General features: G+C 62.4%; 19 protein-coding genes and 1 pseudogene. 12 read left to right on the forward strand and 8 right to left on the reverse strand.

Annotation, left to right across the window (positions count from 1 at the left end; all coding sequences use genetic code 11):
• Positions 1-71: 71 nt before the first annotated feature.
• On the reverse strand, positions 72-986 hold the full coding sequence (gene hemF / locus EN984_RS04165; protein WP_127269426.1) for an oxygen-dependent coproporphyrinogen oxidase: 915 nt from the start codon (positions 984-986) through the stop codon (positions 72-74).
• 166 nt (positions 987-1,152) lie between these two features.
• Here hemF and EN984_RS04170 point away from each other — a divergent pair, with 166 nt between their 5' ends.
• Positions 1,153-1,410 (forward strand): hypothetical protein, encoded by a 258-nt coding sequence (locus EN984_RS04170; protein WP_127269425.1) that lies wholly within the window; start codon positions 1,153-1,155, stop codon positions 1,408-1,410.
• On the opposite strand, the gene soxR is transcribed toward EN984_RS04170, so the two are convergent.
• The 3 genes and pseudogenes from soxR to EN984_RS38580 form a co-directional block, all read right to left on the reverse strand.
• Positions 1,407-1,868 carry a redox-sensitive transcriptional activator SoxR gene (gene soxR, locus EN984_RS04175; RefSeq protein WP_127269424.1) on the reverse strand — a complete coding sequence of 154 codons (462 nt, stop codon included), beginning with the start codon at positions 1,866-1,868 and terminating at the stop codon, positions 1,407-1,409. The two genes, EN984_RS04170 and soxR, sit on opposite strands and share 4 nt — an antisense overlap.
• A 132-nt stretch (positions 1,869-2,000) precedes the next feature.
• On the reverse strand, positions 2,001-2,366 hold the full coding sequence (locus EN984_RS04180) for a tRNA (cytidine(34)-2'-O)-methyltransferase (RefSeq protein ID WP_164898330.1): 366 nt from the start codon (positions 2,364-2,366) through the stop codon (positions 2,001-2,003).
• Positions 2,338-2,454, reverse strand: a pseudogene (locus tag EN984_RS38580) (tRNA methyltransferase); the annotation flags it as partial. The gene EN984_RS04180 and the pseudogene EN984_RS38580, both read right to left, overlap by 29 nt.
• Positions 2,455-2,897: 443 nt before the next feature.
• Here EN984_RS38580 and EN984_RS04185 point away from each other — a divergent pair.
• From EN984_RS04185 to EN984_RS04205, 5 genes are all read left to right on the forward strand, one after another.
• Positions 2,898-3,293: a hypothetical protein gene (locus tag EN984_RS04185; RefSeq protein WP_127271716.1), complete on the forward strand. Its 396-nt coding sequence runs from the start codon at positions 2,898-2,900 to the stop codon at positions 3,291-3,293.
• A gap of 29 nt (positions 3,294-3,322) precedes the next feature.
• A complete protein-coding gene (locus EN984_RS04190) occupies positions 3,323-5,209 on the forward strand; it encodes an ABC transporter ATP-binding protein (protein WP_127271989.1) in 1,887 nt (628 codons plus the stop codon).
• A 10-nt stretch (positions 5,210-5,219) separates the two neighbouring features.
• Complete coding sequence (locus EN984_RS04195) at positions 5,220-7,103, forward strand: ABC transporter ATP-binding protein (RefSeq protein ID WP_127271991.1); 1,884 nt, start codon at positions 5,220-5,222, stop codon at positions 7,101-7,103.
• Between the two features lie 67 nt (positions 7,104-7,170).
• On the forward strand, positions 7,171-7,587 hold the full coding sequence (locus EN984_RS04200) for a GNAT family N-acetyltransferase (RefSeq protein ID WP_245465203.1): 417 nt from the start codon (positions 7,171-7,173) through the stop codon (positions 7,585-7,587).
• A gap of 1 nt (position 7,588) precedes the next feature.
• Entirely contained in the window at positions 7,589-7,900 is a 312-nt protein-coding gene (locus EN984_RS04205; protein ID WP_127270963.1) for a DUF6665 family protein, read from the forward strand.
• Positions 7,901-7,903: 3 nt separating this feature from the next.
• Here the strand turns inward: EN984_RS04205 and EN984_RS04210 are convergent, their stop codons facing one another.
• Positions 7,904-8,248 carry a cupin domain-containing protein gene (locus tag EN984_RS04210; protein WP_127270961.1) on the reverse strand — a complete coding sequence of 115 codons (345 nt, stop codon included), beginning with the start codon at positions 8,246-8,248 and terminating at the stop codon, positions 7,904-7,906.
• Positions 8,249-8,560: 312 nt separating this feature from the next.
• Here EN984_RS04210 and petA point away from each other — a divergent pair, with 312 nt between their 5' ends.
• The 6 genes from petA to EN984_RS04240 all read left to right on the forward strand — a co-directional run bounded on the left by petA (position 8,561) and on the right by EN984_RS04240 (position 14,039).
• Positions 8,561-9,121 (forward strand): ubiquinol-cytochrome c reductase iron-sulfur subunit, encoded by a 561-nt coding sequence (petA, locus tag EN984_RS04215; RefSeq protein ID WP_127270959.1) that lies wholly within the window; start codon positions 8,561-8,563, stop codon positions 9,119-9,121.
• A 16-nt stretch (positions 9,122-9,137) separates the two neighbouring features.
• A complete protein-coding gene (locus EN984_RS04220; protein WP_013529985.1) occupies positions 9,138-10,439 on the forward strand; it encodes a cytochrome b N-terminal domain-containing protein in 1,302 nt (433 codons plus the stop codon).
• A 28-nt stretch (positions 10,440-10,467) separates the two neighbouring features.
• Positions 10,468-11,340, forward strand: a complete 873-nt coding sequence (locus tag EN984_RS04225; RefSeq protein ID WP_127270560.1) for a cytochrome c1 — start codon at positions 10,468-10,470, stop codon at positions 11,338-11,340.
• Positions 11,341-11,467: 127 nt separating this feature from the next.
• On the forward strand, positions 11,468-12,163 hold the full coding sequence (locus EN984_RS04230) for a phosphatase PAP2 family protein (protein WP_127269623.1): 696 nt from the start codon (positions 11,468-11,470) through the stop codon (positions 12,161-12,163).
• Positions 12,164-12,338: 175 nt separating this feature from the next.
• Complete coding sequence (locus EN984_RS04235; RefSeq protein WP_127269626.1) at positions 12,339-13,484, forward strand: alpha-hydroxy acid oxidase; 1,146 nt, start codon at positions 12,339-12,341, stop codon at positions 13,482-13,484.
• Positions 13,485-13,493: 9 nt separating this feature from the next.
• Positions 13,494-14,039, forward strand: coding sequence for an adenine phosphoribosyltransferase (locus EN984_RS04240; protein WP_013529989.1), 546 nt, complete (start codon positions 13,494-13,496; stop codon positions 14,037-14,039).
• Positions 14,040-14,203: 164 nt separating this feature from the next.
• On the opposite strand, the gene EN984_RS04245 is transcribed toward EN984_RS04240, so the two are convergent.
• From EN984_RS04245 to EN984_RS04255, 3 genes are all read right to left on the reverse strand, one after another.
• Positions 14,204-14,674, reverse strand: coding sequence for a MaoC family dehydratase (locus EN984_RS04245; protein ID WP_127269624.1), 471 nt, complete (start codon positions 14,672-14,674; stop codon positions 14,204-14,206).
• A complete protein-coding gene (locus tag EN984_RS04250) occupies positions 14,671-15,147 on the reverse strand; it encodes a MaoC family dehydratase (RefSeq protein WP_127269625.1) in 477 nt (158 codons plus the stop codon). Before EN984_RS04250 ends, EN984_RS04245 begins: the two co-directional genes overlap by 4 nt.
• A gap of 123 nt (positions 15,148-15,270) precedes the next feature.
• A partial coding sequence (locus EN984_RS04255; RefSeq protein WP_281057250.1) for a CorA family divalent cation transporter occupies positions 15,271-15,504 on the reverse strand: 234 nt, incomplete at its 5' end.

Genomic DNA, 15,504 nt, shown 5'->3' on the forward strand with positions numbered 1-15,504 from the left:
GTGTGCCACATTCCATGCCCATTTCGAGCGAATGGGACATCAATGCGACTCACGCCGCGCTCACCATTTTGTTACGGCCAGCGAACCTCGGGCGGCAGGCTGGAGAGAATGGACGCGACATTGCCGCCGGTCTTCAGTCCGAAGATGGTGCCGCGATCGTGAAGCAGATTGAATTCGACATAGCGGCCGCGGCGGATGAGCTGTTCGTCACGGTCGCCATCGGTCCAGTTCTCGTTGAAGTTGGCGCGCACGAGGTGACCGTAGACGACGAGAAAGGAGCGGCCGACATCCTGGACGAAGTTGAAATCGGCATTCCAGCCGCCTTTGTCCTCGCCCGAATGCAGCCAGTCGAAAAAGATGCCGCCGGTGCCGCGCGGCTCGTTGCGGTGCGACAGATAGAAGTACTCGTCGCACCAGGCCTTGAATTTCGGGTAATCGGCGACCGCGGCATTCTTCTCGCAAGCGAATTGCATGGCGCGATGGAAGGCGAGAGTATCAGGGTCGTCCTGGGTGCGGCGGCGATCGAGCACCGGTGTCAGATCGGCGCCGCCGCCGAACCATTGGCGCGATGTTACCACCATGCGCGTGTTCATGTGCACGGCCGGAACGTTGGGATTCCACGGGTGCGCGATCAGCGAAATGCCGGATGCCCAGAAGCGCGGGTCTTCCTCGGCGCCGGGCATCTGCTTCCTGAATTCGGGCGAGAACTCGCCATGGACGGTCGAAGTGTGGACGCCGACCTTTTCGAAGACGCGGCCGTGCATCATCGACATGGTACCGCCGCCGCCACGGCCCTCGTCGCGTTCCCACGGCGTCTTTTCGAAACGGCCCGGTGACCACGAGGCCAGCGGCCCGCCAAGGTCCTGCTCGATCTGCTCGAAAGTGGCGCAGATGCGTTCGCGCAGCGCCTCGAACCACAGCCGTGCCTTCATCTTCTTCTGTTCGATGTCGGCGGGCAGGCCTGTCGGTATTTCTGGTCGTTCCAAGTGCCGTCTCCGGTTGGGGCGGCGAGTCCCACAAATGACTCGTCTTTTGCCGGCGCGATCCCTAATCTCTTAAGGGCAAGGGTCAAGTCACTTTGGTTTTGCGCATGATCCTTTCCGAAACTCGATTCCGATTTCGGGTCATGCGCCAGGTGCAAGGAGCTGTTTCGTGCGCACCCCGGCAAGACCGCCGCTGGATGGCCTGAAGAGAAGGCTCGACCAAAGCCGTGCCGAGCGCGTGCGTATGCCGCGCGATGGTTTCCTGCGAGAGACCTTCGTGCTGCCGCGCTCCGATGCGCGGCTCAAGGCCAAGGAATGGTTCGAGCGCTTTCCCAAGCAGGCCTACTGGACCGAGATCGAAAGCTGGTTCGAGCGGCCGGGCGACCTGATCGAGTTCACCATCAGGCGGTTGCCAGCGGCTGACTAGGATGTCCTTGAGAGAGGCGGAGCAACCAGCCTTCTTGCCCCTGTCCCCTCGCGCGCCAGCCGGTCGCCCTTGTTGCGCAACGGGCATTTGTCGATGGACATGCAGCCGCAGCCGATGCAGTCGGTCAGCCCGTCGCGCAGTTTCTTCAACTGGGCGATCTTGTGGTCGAGCCCGTCGCGCCAGGCGGTCGACAAAAGGTTCCAGTCGTCGCGCGTCGGCGTGCGGCCTTCGGGCAGTGATTCAAGTGCGGCACCGATTTCGGCCAGCGAGATGCCGACCTCCTGTGCAACCTTGATGATCGCCACGCGCCGCAGCACATCGCGGCCGTAGCGGCGCTGGTTGCCCGACGTGCGATGGCTGCGGATCAGGCCGCGGGCCTCGTAGAAATGCAGCGCCGACACCGCCACCCCGCTGCGCATGGCCACCTGGCCGACCGTCAATTCCGTTATAGGCGCCATGTCTGATTTTCCGCCCCGATTTTTCCGCTTGACCTAAAGTTAAGTTGAGCTTGTAGCGAAGAAACCCTGGATGTGCAAACGAAGGAGAAGGCGATGTGCGCCTGGGTCAAGATGACGGGAGACGGACTGCCATTATCCGAGTTGCCGGACGGCTTCGCCCGCCACCATGGCGACGGAGAGCGCGACGTTGATGCTGCGCGCCGTACCCTGCATCGGGATGGTCAGCCGCGTATCAGCCGCCTGATGGACAGGATCCGGCACGCCTGCGGATTCCCGGCCAAACAGGAGTATGTCGCCTTCGGCGAAGATGAAGCTGGTGTAGGCCGTCGTGGCTTTGGTCGACAGCAGCACCAGCCGGCGCGAACCAGCCTTGCGCCATTCCTCGAAGGCATGCCAGTCGACATGCCGGGGCAGCCATTTCGAGGTAGTCCATGCCGGCTCGCTTGAGCGCTTTGTCGGAGAGCGGAAATCCGGCCGGTTCGATGATGTCGACGCCAAGTCCGAGGCACGCGGCGAAGCGCAGGATTGTCCCGGTGTTGCCGGCAATGTCAGGCTGGTAGAGCGCGATGCGGAGACGACAGTTCATTTCCGCGTCCTTCTAATAAGTGGCGGATCGGCCACAGCGGCTTGGCGGTTTTGGAAATTGCTGGACCTGCGGGTGGCCATTTTCTGCGAGGTCGGGTATACAGCCAGGATTGTCAACCCGAACCGATGGAGGGGTAATTCATGATGATCATGCACATCCAGCGCCCCTCTCGTGGGCTTACCTGCCTGCCGGCGGTTTCGGTACGACGATTCTCCTGACTCTCTAAGACTTGATCGCACCGATTCCCGCCGAAACGATTTTTCGGCTCTCGAAGGAATCCTGCGATGTTTTTCAAAAAGTCAAAAGGGCTGAACACCCCAGCTGAACCTGTCCGGACCGATGCTTGTCATGTCCAGACCGACGCAAAGCATGCCTCCGGCCGAATGCCGGCGGACGATATTGCTTCGCCTTTTTATCTCGATTTTCACACGGAGGACGGACCGATGTTCGATCCCTATAGAATACCTGGCTCGAGGAGCCTGCATATCCATCGACTGCCGACCTGGGCGCTGCTGATCGGCGACACCTATTCGTCGGCGGTGCACGCCGAGGTTCGCCGCCGGCCGCATCGCGGCATGCTGCCGGATGTCGATTTTTCGCGCGCGGTTCCCGATCTGAGCCGGCCTTCGCTGGTGCGCCGGATCATCCGGCTGATCCGGCCGGGCGCGAAAAACCGGGCTGGCGGCACCGTGTCGTCAGGATCGTCTGGCGCAGCTGTCGGCGAAAAGCCCGCGAGCCCCTATATTGCGCGAAGCAGGGCCGACGGTCCGGGTGATTCCAGACCGTCGGCCCTTGACGCCATGGGTTCCGCGGATTTCGTACGCTCACGTGCCGCGTAAGCGGCACACACATTTCACAGGCATAACCTATGTTGTTGTTTAGCTGGTTTGAAAAAAGGCTCGATCCGTTCCCCGCAGCGGAACCGGTCGAGCCGCCCAAGACGCTGGTTGCCTTCTGCCTGCATTATACGCGCGGCGCATGGCCATATATCCTTTTCGACGCGGTGCTGGTGACGGCCATCGCGATCGCGGAAGTATGGATGTTCGGCTTTCTCGGCCGCATCGTCGACTGGCTGTCGGGGCAGAATCGCGAAACCTTCCTGCAGACGGAAGCCTGGAAGCTCGCCGGCATGGCCTTCATCGTGCTGTTCGCGCTGCCGGGCACGGTATGGCTGCATTCGTTTCTCAACCAGCAGACGCTGATGGGCAATTATCCCATGCGCATCCGCTGGCAGGTGCACCGCTATCTGCTCAAGCAGTCGATGAGTTTCTACCAGGACGAGTTCGCCGGCCGCATCGCGACAAAGCTGATGCAGACGGCTCTCGCCGTGCGCGAATGCGTCATCAAGGTGATCGACGTCCTGAACTACGTTATCGTCTATTTCCTCGGCATGCTGCTCATCGTCGGCTCGGCCGACTGGCGGCTGGCCGCGCCGCTCGGCGTCTGGCTGGTCGGCTATATCCTTTTGCTGCGCTACTTCATCCCGCGGTTGGGCAAGGTCGGCGAGGAGCAGGCCAATGCGCGCTCGATCATGACCGGCCGGGTCGTCGATAGCTACTCCAACATCCAGACGGTCAAGCTGTTCAGCCATGCACGCCGCGAAGCGTCATTCGCCAAAGACGGCATGTCCGGCTTTCTCGAAACGGTCTACCGGTCGATGCGGCTGGTGACAGTGCTTTTTGGCTCGCTTTACATCCTGAATGCATTGCTCTTGTTCTCCGTCACCGCGATGGCGTTGTGGCTGTGGCTGGGGCAAGCAGTGACGATCGGCGCGGTCGCCGTGGTCATCGGCCTTGTGCTCAGGATGTGGGGCATGTCGCAATGGATCATGTGGGAAATGTCGGGCCTGTTCGAGAACATCGGCACGGTGCAGGACGGCATCGCCTCGATCTCGCTGCCGCGTCTTGTCGAGGACAGGCCGGACGCGAAGGAGATCAGCGTTTCCAGGGGTGAAATCCGCTTCGAGGACATCCGCTTCCACTACGGCAAGCAGAAGGGTGTGATCGAAGGCTTGTCGCTGGCGGTGAAGCCGGGCGAAAAGGTCGGCATCGTAGGCCGCTCCGGCGCCGGCAAGTCGACGCTGGTCAACCTGTTGCTGCGCTTCTACGACCTCGAAGCCGGGCAGATATTGATCGACGGCCAGGAGATCGCCGGTGTGAAGCAGGATTCGCTGCGTGCGCAGATCGGCATGGTCACGCAGGACACCTCGCTGCTGCATCGTTCGGTGCGCGAGAACATCCTCTATGGCCGGCCCGATGCCACCGACGAGATGCTTGTCGAGGCGGCGCGGCGCGCCGAGGCGCTGGACTTCATATCAGGGCTTTCGGATGCCGGTGGCCGGAAGGGCTTCGATGCCCATGTCGGCGACCGCGGCGTCAAATTGTCCGGCGGCCAGCGTCAACGCATCGCCATTGCTCGCGTTATGTTGAAGGATGCGCCAATACTTATCCTTGACGAAGCGACCTCGGCGCTTGATTCCGAAGCCGAGGCGGCGATCCAGGAGAACCTCTACAAGCTCATGCAAGGTAAGACCGTCATCGCCATCGCGCACCGACTGTCGACCATCGCGGCGATGGACAGGCTGGTGGTGATGGACAAAGGCCGTGTCATCGAGGAAGGTTCGCACGAGGAACTCGTCGCCCGCGGCGGGCTCTACGCGCAGCTCTGGCAGCGCCAGTCGGGCGGGTTCCTGCTTGAGGGCGGTCCCGCCGACCCCGCCAACGATGCACTTGCAAAGGGGCAAGCCGCAGAATGATGGCCGCCGCATGATGACAGCCGTCTATCGCTGGTTCGAGAACTGGGTCTATCCGTTCAGGGAGCCAGCGAATCTTCGGCCACCGACCAGCGTCGGCGGTTTCCTCTGGCACTATGTCGGCCAGGCGAAGTTCGCCTTCTTCGCCATGCTGGTCATCGGCGGCATCGCGCCGCTGGTCGAGGCCGGCCTGTTCTACTTCGTCGGGCGGCTCGTCGATATTCTCGACCAGCTTCCCGCCGAGCGCAGCTGGCACGCACTGTGGGCCGCCGCCGGTCCTGAACTGGTTTTCATGGTCGTGGTGGTGCTGGTCATCCGCACCGTCGTCGTCGGCCTGTCGGCGCTGGTCGATGAACAGACCATCACGCCGGGCTTCTACAATCTGGTGCGCTGGCAGGCACACCGGCATGTCTCGCGCCAGTCCTACGCCTTTTTCCAGAACGATTTCGCCGGCCGCATCGCGACAAAGGTCTGGCAGGCGGGGCAAGCCACCGGCGACCTGATGGAAAGCTTCATCGAGGTCGTCTGGTTCATGATCGTCTACACGGTGACGACGCTGGCGCTGGTCGCAGGCCTCGATCTCAGGCTGGCGGTGCTGGTGGTGATCTGGATTTCCGCTTTCGCTTGGCTGGCCAAGCTCTACTTGCCGGCAATCCGCAAGCATGCCGAGGAAACCGCCGAGGCCGGCTCGATGATCACCGGTCGCATCGTCGATTCCTATTCCAACGTGCAGACGCTGAAACTGTTCTCGGCCGACGGCGACGACCGCTACATCAGGAACGGTTTCGACATCTACCTCGACGCATTGCGCCCGTTCACCCGCCGGCTGACCGGCGTGCGCATGGCGTTGACGACGCTGTCGGGCATTATGATCACGGCGATCGGCTGCTTTGCCGTTTATCTCTGGGTCGAGGGCTCGATCACCGTCGGCGCGGTCGCCTTCACGCTGTCGCTGGTGCTGCGGCTCAACATGCTGCTCGGCCGGCTGATGATGCAGCTCAACAGCATCTTGCGAAACCTCGGCGTGCTGGAGAACTCCAAGGCGCTGATTTCGCAGCCCCTCGGCCTCATCGATGCGCCCGACGCCAAGGAACTCGTGGTGGCAGGCGGTCGTATCGAGGTGAACAACGTCGAGTTCCATTACGGCAAAGGTTTCGGCGTGCTGAACGGCATCGACCTTGTCGTCAAGCCGGGCGAGAAGGTCGGGCTGGTCGGACCGTCTGGCGCCGGCAAGACGACGCTCGCGAACCTGATCCTGCGCCTCTACGATCTGGAGAGCGGGTCGATCACCATCGATGGCCAGGATGTCGCCAAAGTCACGCAGAATTCGCTGCGCGCCAATATCGGCGTCGTCAGCCAGGACACGGCGCTGTTCCACCGTTCGCTGCGCGACAACATCAAGCTCGGCATGCCTGACGCGACCGATGCGGAGGTGATCGCGGCGGCGAAAAAGGCCGAGGCGCACGAGTTCATCCTGACCTTGCGCGACAACAGGGACCGCGCCGGCTACGAAGCCTTTGTCGGCGAGCGCGGCGTCAAACTGTCAGGCGGCCAGCGCCAGCGCGTGGCTATCGCCCGTGTCTTCCTCAAGGACGCGCCGATCCTGATCCTCGACGAAGCGACCTCGGCGCTCGATTCCGACATCGAGGCGGCGATCCAGGAGAATCTGACGCGGCTGATGGAAAACAAGACGGTCATCGCCATCGCCCACCGGCTGTCGACGATCGCGGCACTCGACCGGCTGGTGGTGCTCGACGGTGGCCGCATCGTCGAGCAAGGCACGCATGACGAGTTGGTAGCACTCGAGGGGCTCTATGCGCGGCTGTGGAAGCGGCAGTCCGGCGGTTTTCTCTATCACGAGGACAGCGTGCTCGAAGAGACACGCCCGGCGGAGTAGCTCCATGGGTGGATCAACAGGCGCCATCTCAGAGGTCGGCTACGTTCTCAAGCGGCTCCGGCCGACCATGCCGGCTTTCGACACGCTGAAGGAAGAGAGCCGGCAGGAAGGCTACTGGATGCTGGTGCGCCTGGCGGATGGCTGGGCAAGTGGCCGCAACAAGTTCCTGAAACGGGGCGAGGCGCTGTACGGAGCCTGGGATGGAAGGGAACTCGCCGGCGTGTGCGGGTTGAACATCGATCCCTATTTCGAGGCCAGGGACCACGGCCGGGTCCGGCACCTGTTCGTCAGTGCGCGTCACCGTCGCGCCGGCCTTGGCCGGATGCTGATCGAAACCGTTATCGACAGGGCACGTCACCATTTCGCCGCGCTGAACACCCGCGCGCCGCAAGAGGCTTTTGGTTTTTACGCACGGCTTGGATTTACGCACGTGGAAGGCGAAGAATTCGTCACTCACCGCATGGTTTTCGCGAAAGGAGACTGAAATGTCCTTGCGTCCGCCATCTCATCTTGCCGGCGGCTCGGCCGCCGAAGCCGCCTTCGACGCGCTCGGCCATGAAATATTGGCGGAAAAGGCGGCAGCACTCGGCCGCGCCGGCCAGCGGGTAGAGGAAACGCTGGCCAGGCTGCGCGACAATGCCGACGAGCAACTGCGCCCCCGGCTGCTCAAGGATGCCGCCGAGGCGGTGCATGGCTATTTCATCCAGCGCGAGCTGTGCGGCTTGCGCAAGCACGATGCCGTCATTCGTGAATACAACATCCCGAGAGCGGTGCTGGCCAGGCTCGGCGCGAAATAGGGGTCACTCCAGCCATTCGGTGATGAAGCTGCCGTTTTCATGGATGTCGGTCGTTTCCAGCGGGCCTGGGCCGAGATTGGTGAATTTGTGCGGCGTGTTGGGCGGCACGATCAGGATCTGGCCGGCGGATGCCTCGATCTCCTGGTCGCCGACAGTGAACAGGCCGGTGCCCTGGCGGATGATGAAGATCTCCGCGTAGGGATGCGTGTGCAGGCGGGGGCCGCCGCCGACGCCAGGCAAATAGTTGAAGATCAGGCAGGAGTTGGAGCCGTAGGCGCCACATTGCAATTCGCCCTTCCAATGGTCGGAGCGAACAGACCAGGTGTCGCGGTCTATGACGTGTGCCATGATACAAGGATAGACCCGGCTGGCGCCTTGTGTCGAGCCGAACAGGGGCGTCGGATTTGCGGTTGTTTCCCGGTTGTTTAGCGATGTTTGGCGGCTATCCGGCGTCGCGTTGAGCGGTGGCGGATTTTGTCCCCGCGACAATCTGCCCTTGTGCCTTCACCCGTCTGGACAAAAACGGGCTTCACGCATAAACCGAAGTCCAAATGCCGGAGGAATTCGCAAGCCTGTTCGCCATGCGCTGTCGGGTTGGCGTAATTGAGCGGGGAACAAGGCTCAGCCACCGGCACGGAAAGGCGAAAGGATCAGGCACCCGTGAGCGCAACCGACACCCAGGATCCCAACCGTCGTGATTTTCTCTACGTCGCCACCGGCATGGCCGCAGTGGTCGGCGCGGGTGCCTTCGCGTGGCCGTTCATCGACCAGATGCGCCCCGATGCCTCGACGCTGGCGCTCGCTTCCGTCGAAGTCGACGTCGCCTCGCTGACGCCGGGCATGTCGCTGATCGTCAAATGGCGCGGCAAGCCGGTCGTGGTCCGCAACCGCACCGAACAGGAAATGAAGGACGGCGAGGCCGTCAAGCTGGCCGATCTCAAGGACCCGATCGCCCGCAACGCCAATCTGCCGGCCGATGCACCGGCGACCGACGCCAATCGCACCACGCCCGGCAAGGAAGCCTGGATGGTGATGGTTCAGGTCTGTACCCATCTCGGCTGCATTCCGCTCGGCCAGGAAGGCGATTTCGGCGGCTGGTTCTGCCCTTGCCACGGCTCGGTCTACGACACGGCCGGACGCATCCGCCAAGGCCCGGCGCCTGAGAACATGGCGGTGCCGGTATTCAAGTTCATTTCCGATACCAAGATCCTTATCGGTTGAGGCAGGGGACATTTCGATGAGCGAGGGACACTCGACCTATACGCCCAAAACCGGTCTCGGACGCTGGTTTGACGCCCGCATGCCGCTGCCGCGGCTGGTCTATGACAGCTTCGTCGCCTATCCGGTGCCGCGCAACCTCAACTACGCTTGGACGTTTGGCGGCATCCTGTCGATCATGCTGGTGGCGCAGATCCTGACCGGCATCGTGCTGGCCATGCACTACACGGCCGACACCAATCTCGCCTTCGGCTCGGTCGAGAAGATCATGCGCGACGTGAATTCGGGCTGGCTGCTGCGCTACATGCATTCGAACGGCGCCTCGTTCTTCTTCGTCGCCGTCTACATCCACATCTTCCGTGGCCTATATTACGGCTCCTACAAGGCGCCGCGCGAGCTGCTGTGGATCCTCGGCTGCATCATCTATCTCCTGATGATGGCGACCGGCTTCATGGGCTACGTGCTGCCATGGGGCCAGATGAGCTTCTGGGGTGCCACCGTCATCACGGGTTTCTTCAGCGCCATTCCGCTGGTCGGCGACTGGATCCAGCAGCTGCTGCTCGGCGGCTTTGCCGTCGACAACCCGACGCTGAACCGCTTCTTTGCGCTGCACTATCTGTTGCCGTTCATGATTGCCGGCGTCGTCGTTTTGCACATCTGGGCGCTGCATGTCGTGGGCCAGTCGAACCCGACGGGTATCGAGGTCAAGTCGAAGACCGACACTGTCGCCTTCACCCCCTACGCGACCATCAAGGACGCGTTCGGCATGATCGTGTTCCTGTTCTTCTTCGCCTATTTCGTCTTCTACCTGCCGAACTATCTCGGCCATCCCGACAACTACATCGTCGCCAACCCGCTGAAGACGCCGGCCCACATCGTGCCCGAATGGTACTTCCTGCCGTTCTACGCGATCCTGCGCGCCATCACCTTCAATGTCGGGCCGATCAACTCCAAGCTCGGCGGCGTGCTGTGCATGTTCGGCGCCATCGTCATGTTGTTCCTGGTGCCGTGGCTCGACACTTCGAAGGTACGCTCGGCCGTTTACCGGCCCTGGTACAAGCTGTTCTTCTGGCTGTTCGTGGCCGATGCCATCCTGCTTGGCTGGCTGGGCTCGCAGCCGGCCGAAGGCAGCTATGTGTTCATGGCGCAGATGGCGACATTGTTCTACTTCGCCTTCTTCCTGATCGCGCTGCCGGTGCTCGGCCTGATCGAGACGCCGCGACGGCTGCCGAACTCGATCACCGAGGCGGTCCTCGAGAAGAACAAGGGCGGCAGCGGACATCCGGCGGGCGCTACGGCGGCGCCGGAAACCAAAGGCTGAGCGGGTAGAGAATCTAAGGGGATTTGGCATGAAAAAGATTCTCACCTCGCTGGCGCTGGTCGGCCTCGTGGCCGTCGGCATCGGGTCGGCAGGCACTTGGGCGATCGCCGCCGAAGAGGCGCACAACGCCGCCGCGCCGACGCATTTCCCGATCCACGAGCCGAAGGAAATGGACTGGAGCTTCACCGGCCCGTTTGGCACCTATGACAAGGCGCAGCTGCAGCGAGGCCTCAAGGTCTACAAGGAAGTCTGCGCGGCCTGCCATTCGATGAACATGGTGGCGTTCCGCACGCTGTCGGACCTCGGCTATTCCGATGCGCAGATCAAGACGCTGTCGGCCGAGTACACGATCCATGACGGTCCCAACGATGCCGGCGACATGTTCGACCGTCCCGGCAAGCCGTCCGACCACTTCCCGCCACCGTTCGCAAACGACGAAGCGGCCGCCGCTTCCAATGGTGGTGCTGCTCCGCCCGACATGTCGCTGCTGGCCAAGGCGCGCGGCGTCGAGCGCGGCTTTCCGCAATTCGTCTTCGACATCTTCACCCAGTATGACGCGGGCGGCCCCGACTATATCCACTCGTTGCTGACAGGCTACGACGAGACACCGCCTGCCGGCATGGTCATCCCGGAAGGCACCCACTACAACCCCTATTTCATGTCGGGCGTGTCGCTGAAGATGCCCAACCCGCTGTCCGACGGCCAGGTGACCTATGATGACGGCGCGCCGCAGACAGTCGACCAGTACTCCCGCGACGTTTCCGCCTTCCTGATGTGGGCGGCCGAGCCGCATATGGAAGACCGCAAGAAGACCGGTTTTCGCGTGCTAGTGTTCCTGCTTCTGTTCGGCGCTCTGGTCTATCTCACCAAGCGCAAGGTGTGGGAAGGCGTGGCGCATTGAGCCACACAATCAAGTGATCGCGAAGGGCGCCGAGAGGCGCCCTTTTGCATTTCCGGAGGCTGGTCATGTCACATGGCCGTCACCGCATCCGGCGATCCTGTGCTGCTCTCATCAAAGGATCGCATTCATGAAAAGATACGCATCGATCGCGGCAGGCCTGTTGCTGCTCATCATCGGCTCGGCCGCGCAAGCGGAAGACGCCCAGCCCTTCGTCACCAACAAGGATGTCGACTTGACGATGATCCTGCCGCCGCCGCCGGCAAACGATTCGGCACAGACCAAGGCCGAACTCGGCGAGGTGCTGACGCTGCAGGTGACGCGCACACCGGAGATGGTCGCCAGCGCGGTGGCCGATGCCGAGGAGAATGTCTGGCGCTTTGCCGACGTCATGGGGCCGAAATTCAACAAGGAAACGCTGCCGAAATTCAGCGCCTTCTTCGATCGCGTGGTGGCTACCGAAGGCGCTGTCGTCGATCCGGCCAAGGATGTCTGGAAGCGCCCGCGCCCGCATCAGCTCAGCGATCTCGTCAAGCCTGCGGTCAAGCTGTCGAACTCCGGTTCCTGGCCTTCCGGACACGCCACCGTCGGCACGATGATGGGCATCATTCTGTCCGACATGGTTCCGGAAAAGCGCGCCGAGATCATGGCACGTGCGAGCGAATACGCCCACAACCGCGTGGTTGGCGGCATCCATTTTGCGTCCGATGTCGAGATGGGCAGGATTTCCGGCAGCGTCATTGCCGCGGTCCTGCTCAACCGGGACGACTTCAAGGCTGAATATGAAGTGGCCAGAGCCGAGCTTCGTTCCGATCTCGGCATGTAATCTTTGTCGGCCGGATCAGACGGGAAGGGGCGCTTCAGGCGCTCCTTTTCCGTCTGCGCCAGTGCTGAGGCGGAAGTTCGGCAATTAGTCCGTTGGCATAGCAGCATCAGGTTGATATTCGACGCATCGAACGGTGGCGAGAAGCTCGTCCCGCCATGGCCTTTGGAACTCGATGATGCGGCTCAGCGACTGTCACAACTTTTCCGATTTCCGGCGGATGGCGCAGCGGCGACTGCCGGGGCCGATTTTCAATTACATCGACGGCGCGGCGGACGACGAGGTCACCTACCGCCGCAACACCGAAAGCTTTGAGACCTGCGATCTGGTTCCCAACGTGCTGCGCGGGGTGAGCGAGGTCGACATGTCGGTGACGGTCATGGGCCAGAAGCTGGCGATGCCGTTCTATTGCTCGCCGACCGCCTTGCAGCGCCTGTTCCACCATCAGGGCGAGCGCGCGGTCGCCAAGGCCGCGGCCAAGTATGGCACCATGTTCGGCGTCTCGTCGCTTGGCACCGTCAGCCTCGAGGAGGCGCGCAGCATCAGCAGCAGCCCGCAGGTCTACCAGTTCTATTTCCATCGGGATCGCGGTCTCAACCGGGCGATGATGCAGCGCGCCAAGGCGGTCGGCGTCGAGGTGATGATGCTGACCGTCGACAGCATCACCGGAGGAAATCGCGAGCGCGACAAACGCACCGGCTTTGCCATTCCCTTCAAGCTCAACCTTGCCGGAATGGCGCAGTTCGCGCTCAAGCCGGCCTGGGCGATCAATTATTTCACGCATGAGGGGTTCAAGCTGCCGCAGCTCGACGAGCATGTCGACATGGGCGGCGGCACGATGTCGATCAGCCGCTACTTCACCGAGATGCTAGACCCGTCGATGACGTGGGACGATGTCGCCGAGATGGTCAAGCTTTGGTCGGGTCCGTTCTGTCTCAAGGGCGTTATGTCGGTGGAGGACGCAAGACGCGCCGTCGACATCGGCTGCAGCGGCATCGTGCTGTCGAACCATGGCGGGCGGCAGCTGGATGGCTCGCGGGCGGCGTTCGACCAGCTTGCCGAGATCGTCGATGCCGTTGGCGACAGGATCGACGTCATCATGGATGGCGGCGTGCAGCGCGGCACGCATGTGCTGAAGGCGCTGTCGCTCGGTGCCAAGGCCGTCGGTGTCGGACGCTACTATCTGTTCCCGCTCGCGGCGGCGGGCCAGCCCGGCGTCGAACGGGCCCTTGAGCAGATGCGGGTCGAGATCGAACGTGGCATGAAGCTGATGGGCTGCAGTTCGATCGAACAATTGTCGCGCAAGAACCTCCGTTTCAGGTAATCTCGACCCATGAAATCCTCCCTCGAAGACACATTGCTCGCCGCGATCCGTACCATTCCGGACTATCCCAAGCCAGGCATCCTGTTTCGCGACATCACCACCCTGCTCGGCAATGCGCGCGCCTTCCGCCGCGCCATCGACGAACTGGTGCATCCCTATGCCGGCCAGAAGATCGACAAGATCGCCGGCATCGAGGCACGTGGATTCATCCTTGGCGGCGCCGTCGCCCATCAGCTCTCGGCCGGCTTCGTGCCGATCCGCAAGAAAGGCAAGCTGCCCTACGAGACGGTGCGCGTCGCCTATAGCCTGGAATATGGCCTGGACGAGATGGAGATGCACAAGGACGGCGTTGCTCCGGGCGAGAAGGTGATCCTTGTCGACGATCTGATCGCCACCGGCGGCACCGCGGAAGCGGCGGTCAAGCTGCTGCGCCAGATCGGCGCCGACATCCTCGCCGCCTGTTTCGTCATCGACCTGCCGGACCTCGGCGGCCGCGCCAAGCTGGAGGCGCTCGGCGTGCCGGTCAGAACGCTGATAGGGTTCGAAGGGCATTAGGTTTCTCCCTCGCCCCGTTTACGGGGAGAGGGAAGCGAAGCGAGCAACGCGAGCGGAGCAGGGTGAGGGTAAGTACGACCGTCGAGTTTAAGACACCAACGCTGGCGCCGCCCCTCATCCGCCCTTCGGGCACCTTCTCCCCGTAAACGGGGCGAAGGAAAAAGCTACTCCACCTTCACCAGAACGGCGCTTTCGAACTCGAGCACCTTGTCGCCGGTGGGATTGAAAGCTTCCGAACGCAGCGCGAGAAGCCGCCAGCCGGGGCGTGAGGCGATCGGGCGGTGCGACAGCGCGGTGCGCGTGAAGGTGATGGTTTGCCCGGCATAGACCGGCTTCAGCCATTTCAGGTTCTTGAAGCCGGGCGAGGGGCCGAATTCCGGCACCGGACCGGGACCGCTCCACGCAGCGATCTCGGCGTCCATGCGGTTTTCCAGATTGAGTTTCATCCAGGTCGCGGCCGTGTGCCAGCCAGACGCGCAGAGGCCGCCGAGCACGCTTTTTTTCGCGGCCTCCTCGTCGATATGGAAGATTTGCGGGTCGTACTTGCGGGCGAAGGCTTTGATCGCCTCGGGCTCGAATGTGTGCGAGCCGAGCGTGACGGTGGTGCCGATACGGAAGAACTCGTCCAGTGTCATGCTTGGCTCCCCGCGGCATCGCGGGTGAGGAACATGACCGAGTTCTCGAGCTCGAAGACGCTTTCGCCACGCTGGTTGAACAGCTCGCTGCGCATGGTGACGAAGCCGAGTTGCGGCTTCGATTTCGACAGGCGCTTGGCAACAACCATCAGGGTGCCGGTCAGTTGGTCGCCGGCCAGGACCGGTTTCTTCCATTTGACCTGATCGACGCCGGGCGCGCCCTGGCAGGTCGAGTCCAGCAGGAACGCGTCGCAGAGCATGCGCATGAACATGGCGCAGGTGTGCCAGCCCGACGCTGCCAGCCCGCCGAGGATGCTGGCCTTGCCGGCTTCCTCGTCGAGATGCATCGGCTGCGGGTCAAATTCTCCGGCAAATTCGACGATCTCGGCGGCACTCACGAGCTTCGAGCCGAGGTCGATCGATGCGCCCTCGATGAAGTCCTCATAGGCCCATGTTTTTATCTCTGCAGTCATGGTCTGGAATCCGGCTTGTCGACCCACGATCCCCAGGATCGGGGTTTCCGGATGCAGGCCGGCGTTCATTTGGTCAAGCGATTTCTACTGCGCCAGCCTGTGGCCGCCGATCGACAAGGCCACTCAGAGCCAGCCGCGGCGGCGGAAGTACCAGAAGGGCAGGATCGCCGACAGCACCATCATGGCGATGGCGAAGGGATAGCCAAGTTGCCATTTCAACTCGGGGATGATGTCGAAATTCATGCCGTAGATCGAGGCGACCAAAGTCGGCGGCAGGAAGATGACGGCGGCGACCGAGAAGATCTTGATGATGGCGTTCTGCTCGATCGAGATCATGCCGAGCGTGGCGTCTAGCAG

This window comes from Mesorhizobium sp. M7A.F.Ca.CA.004.12.1.1, assembly GCF_003997835.1.
GTDB lineage: Bacteria > Pseudomonadota > Alphaproteobacteria > Rhizobiales > Rhizobiaceae > Mesorhizobium.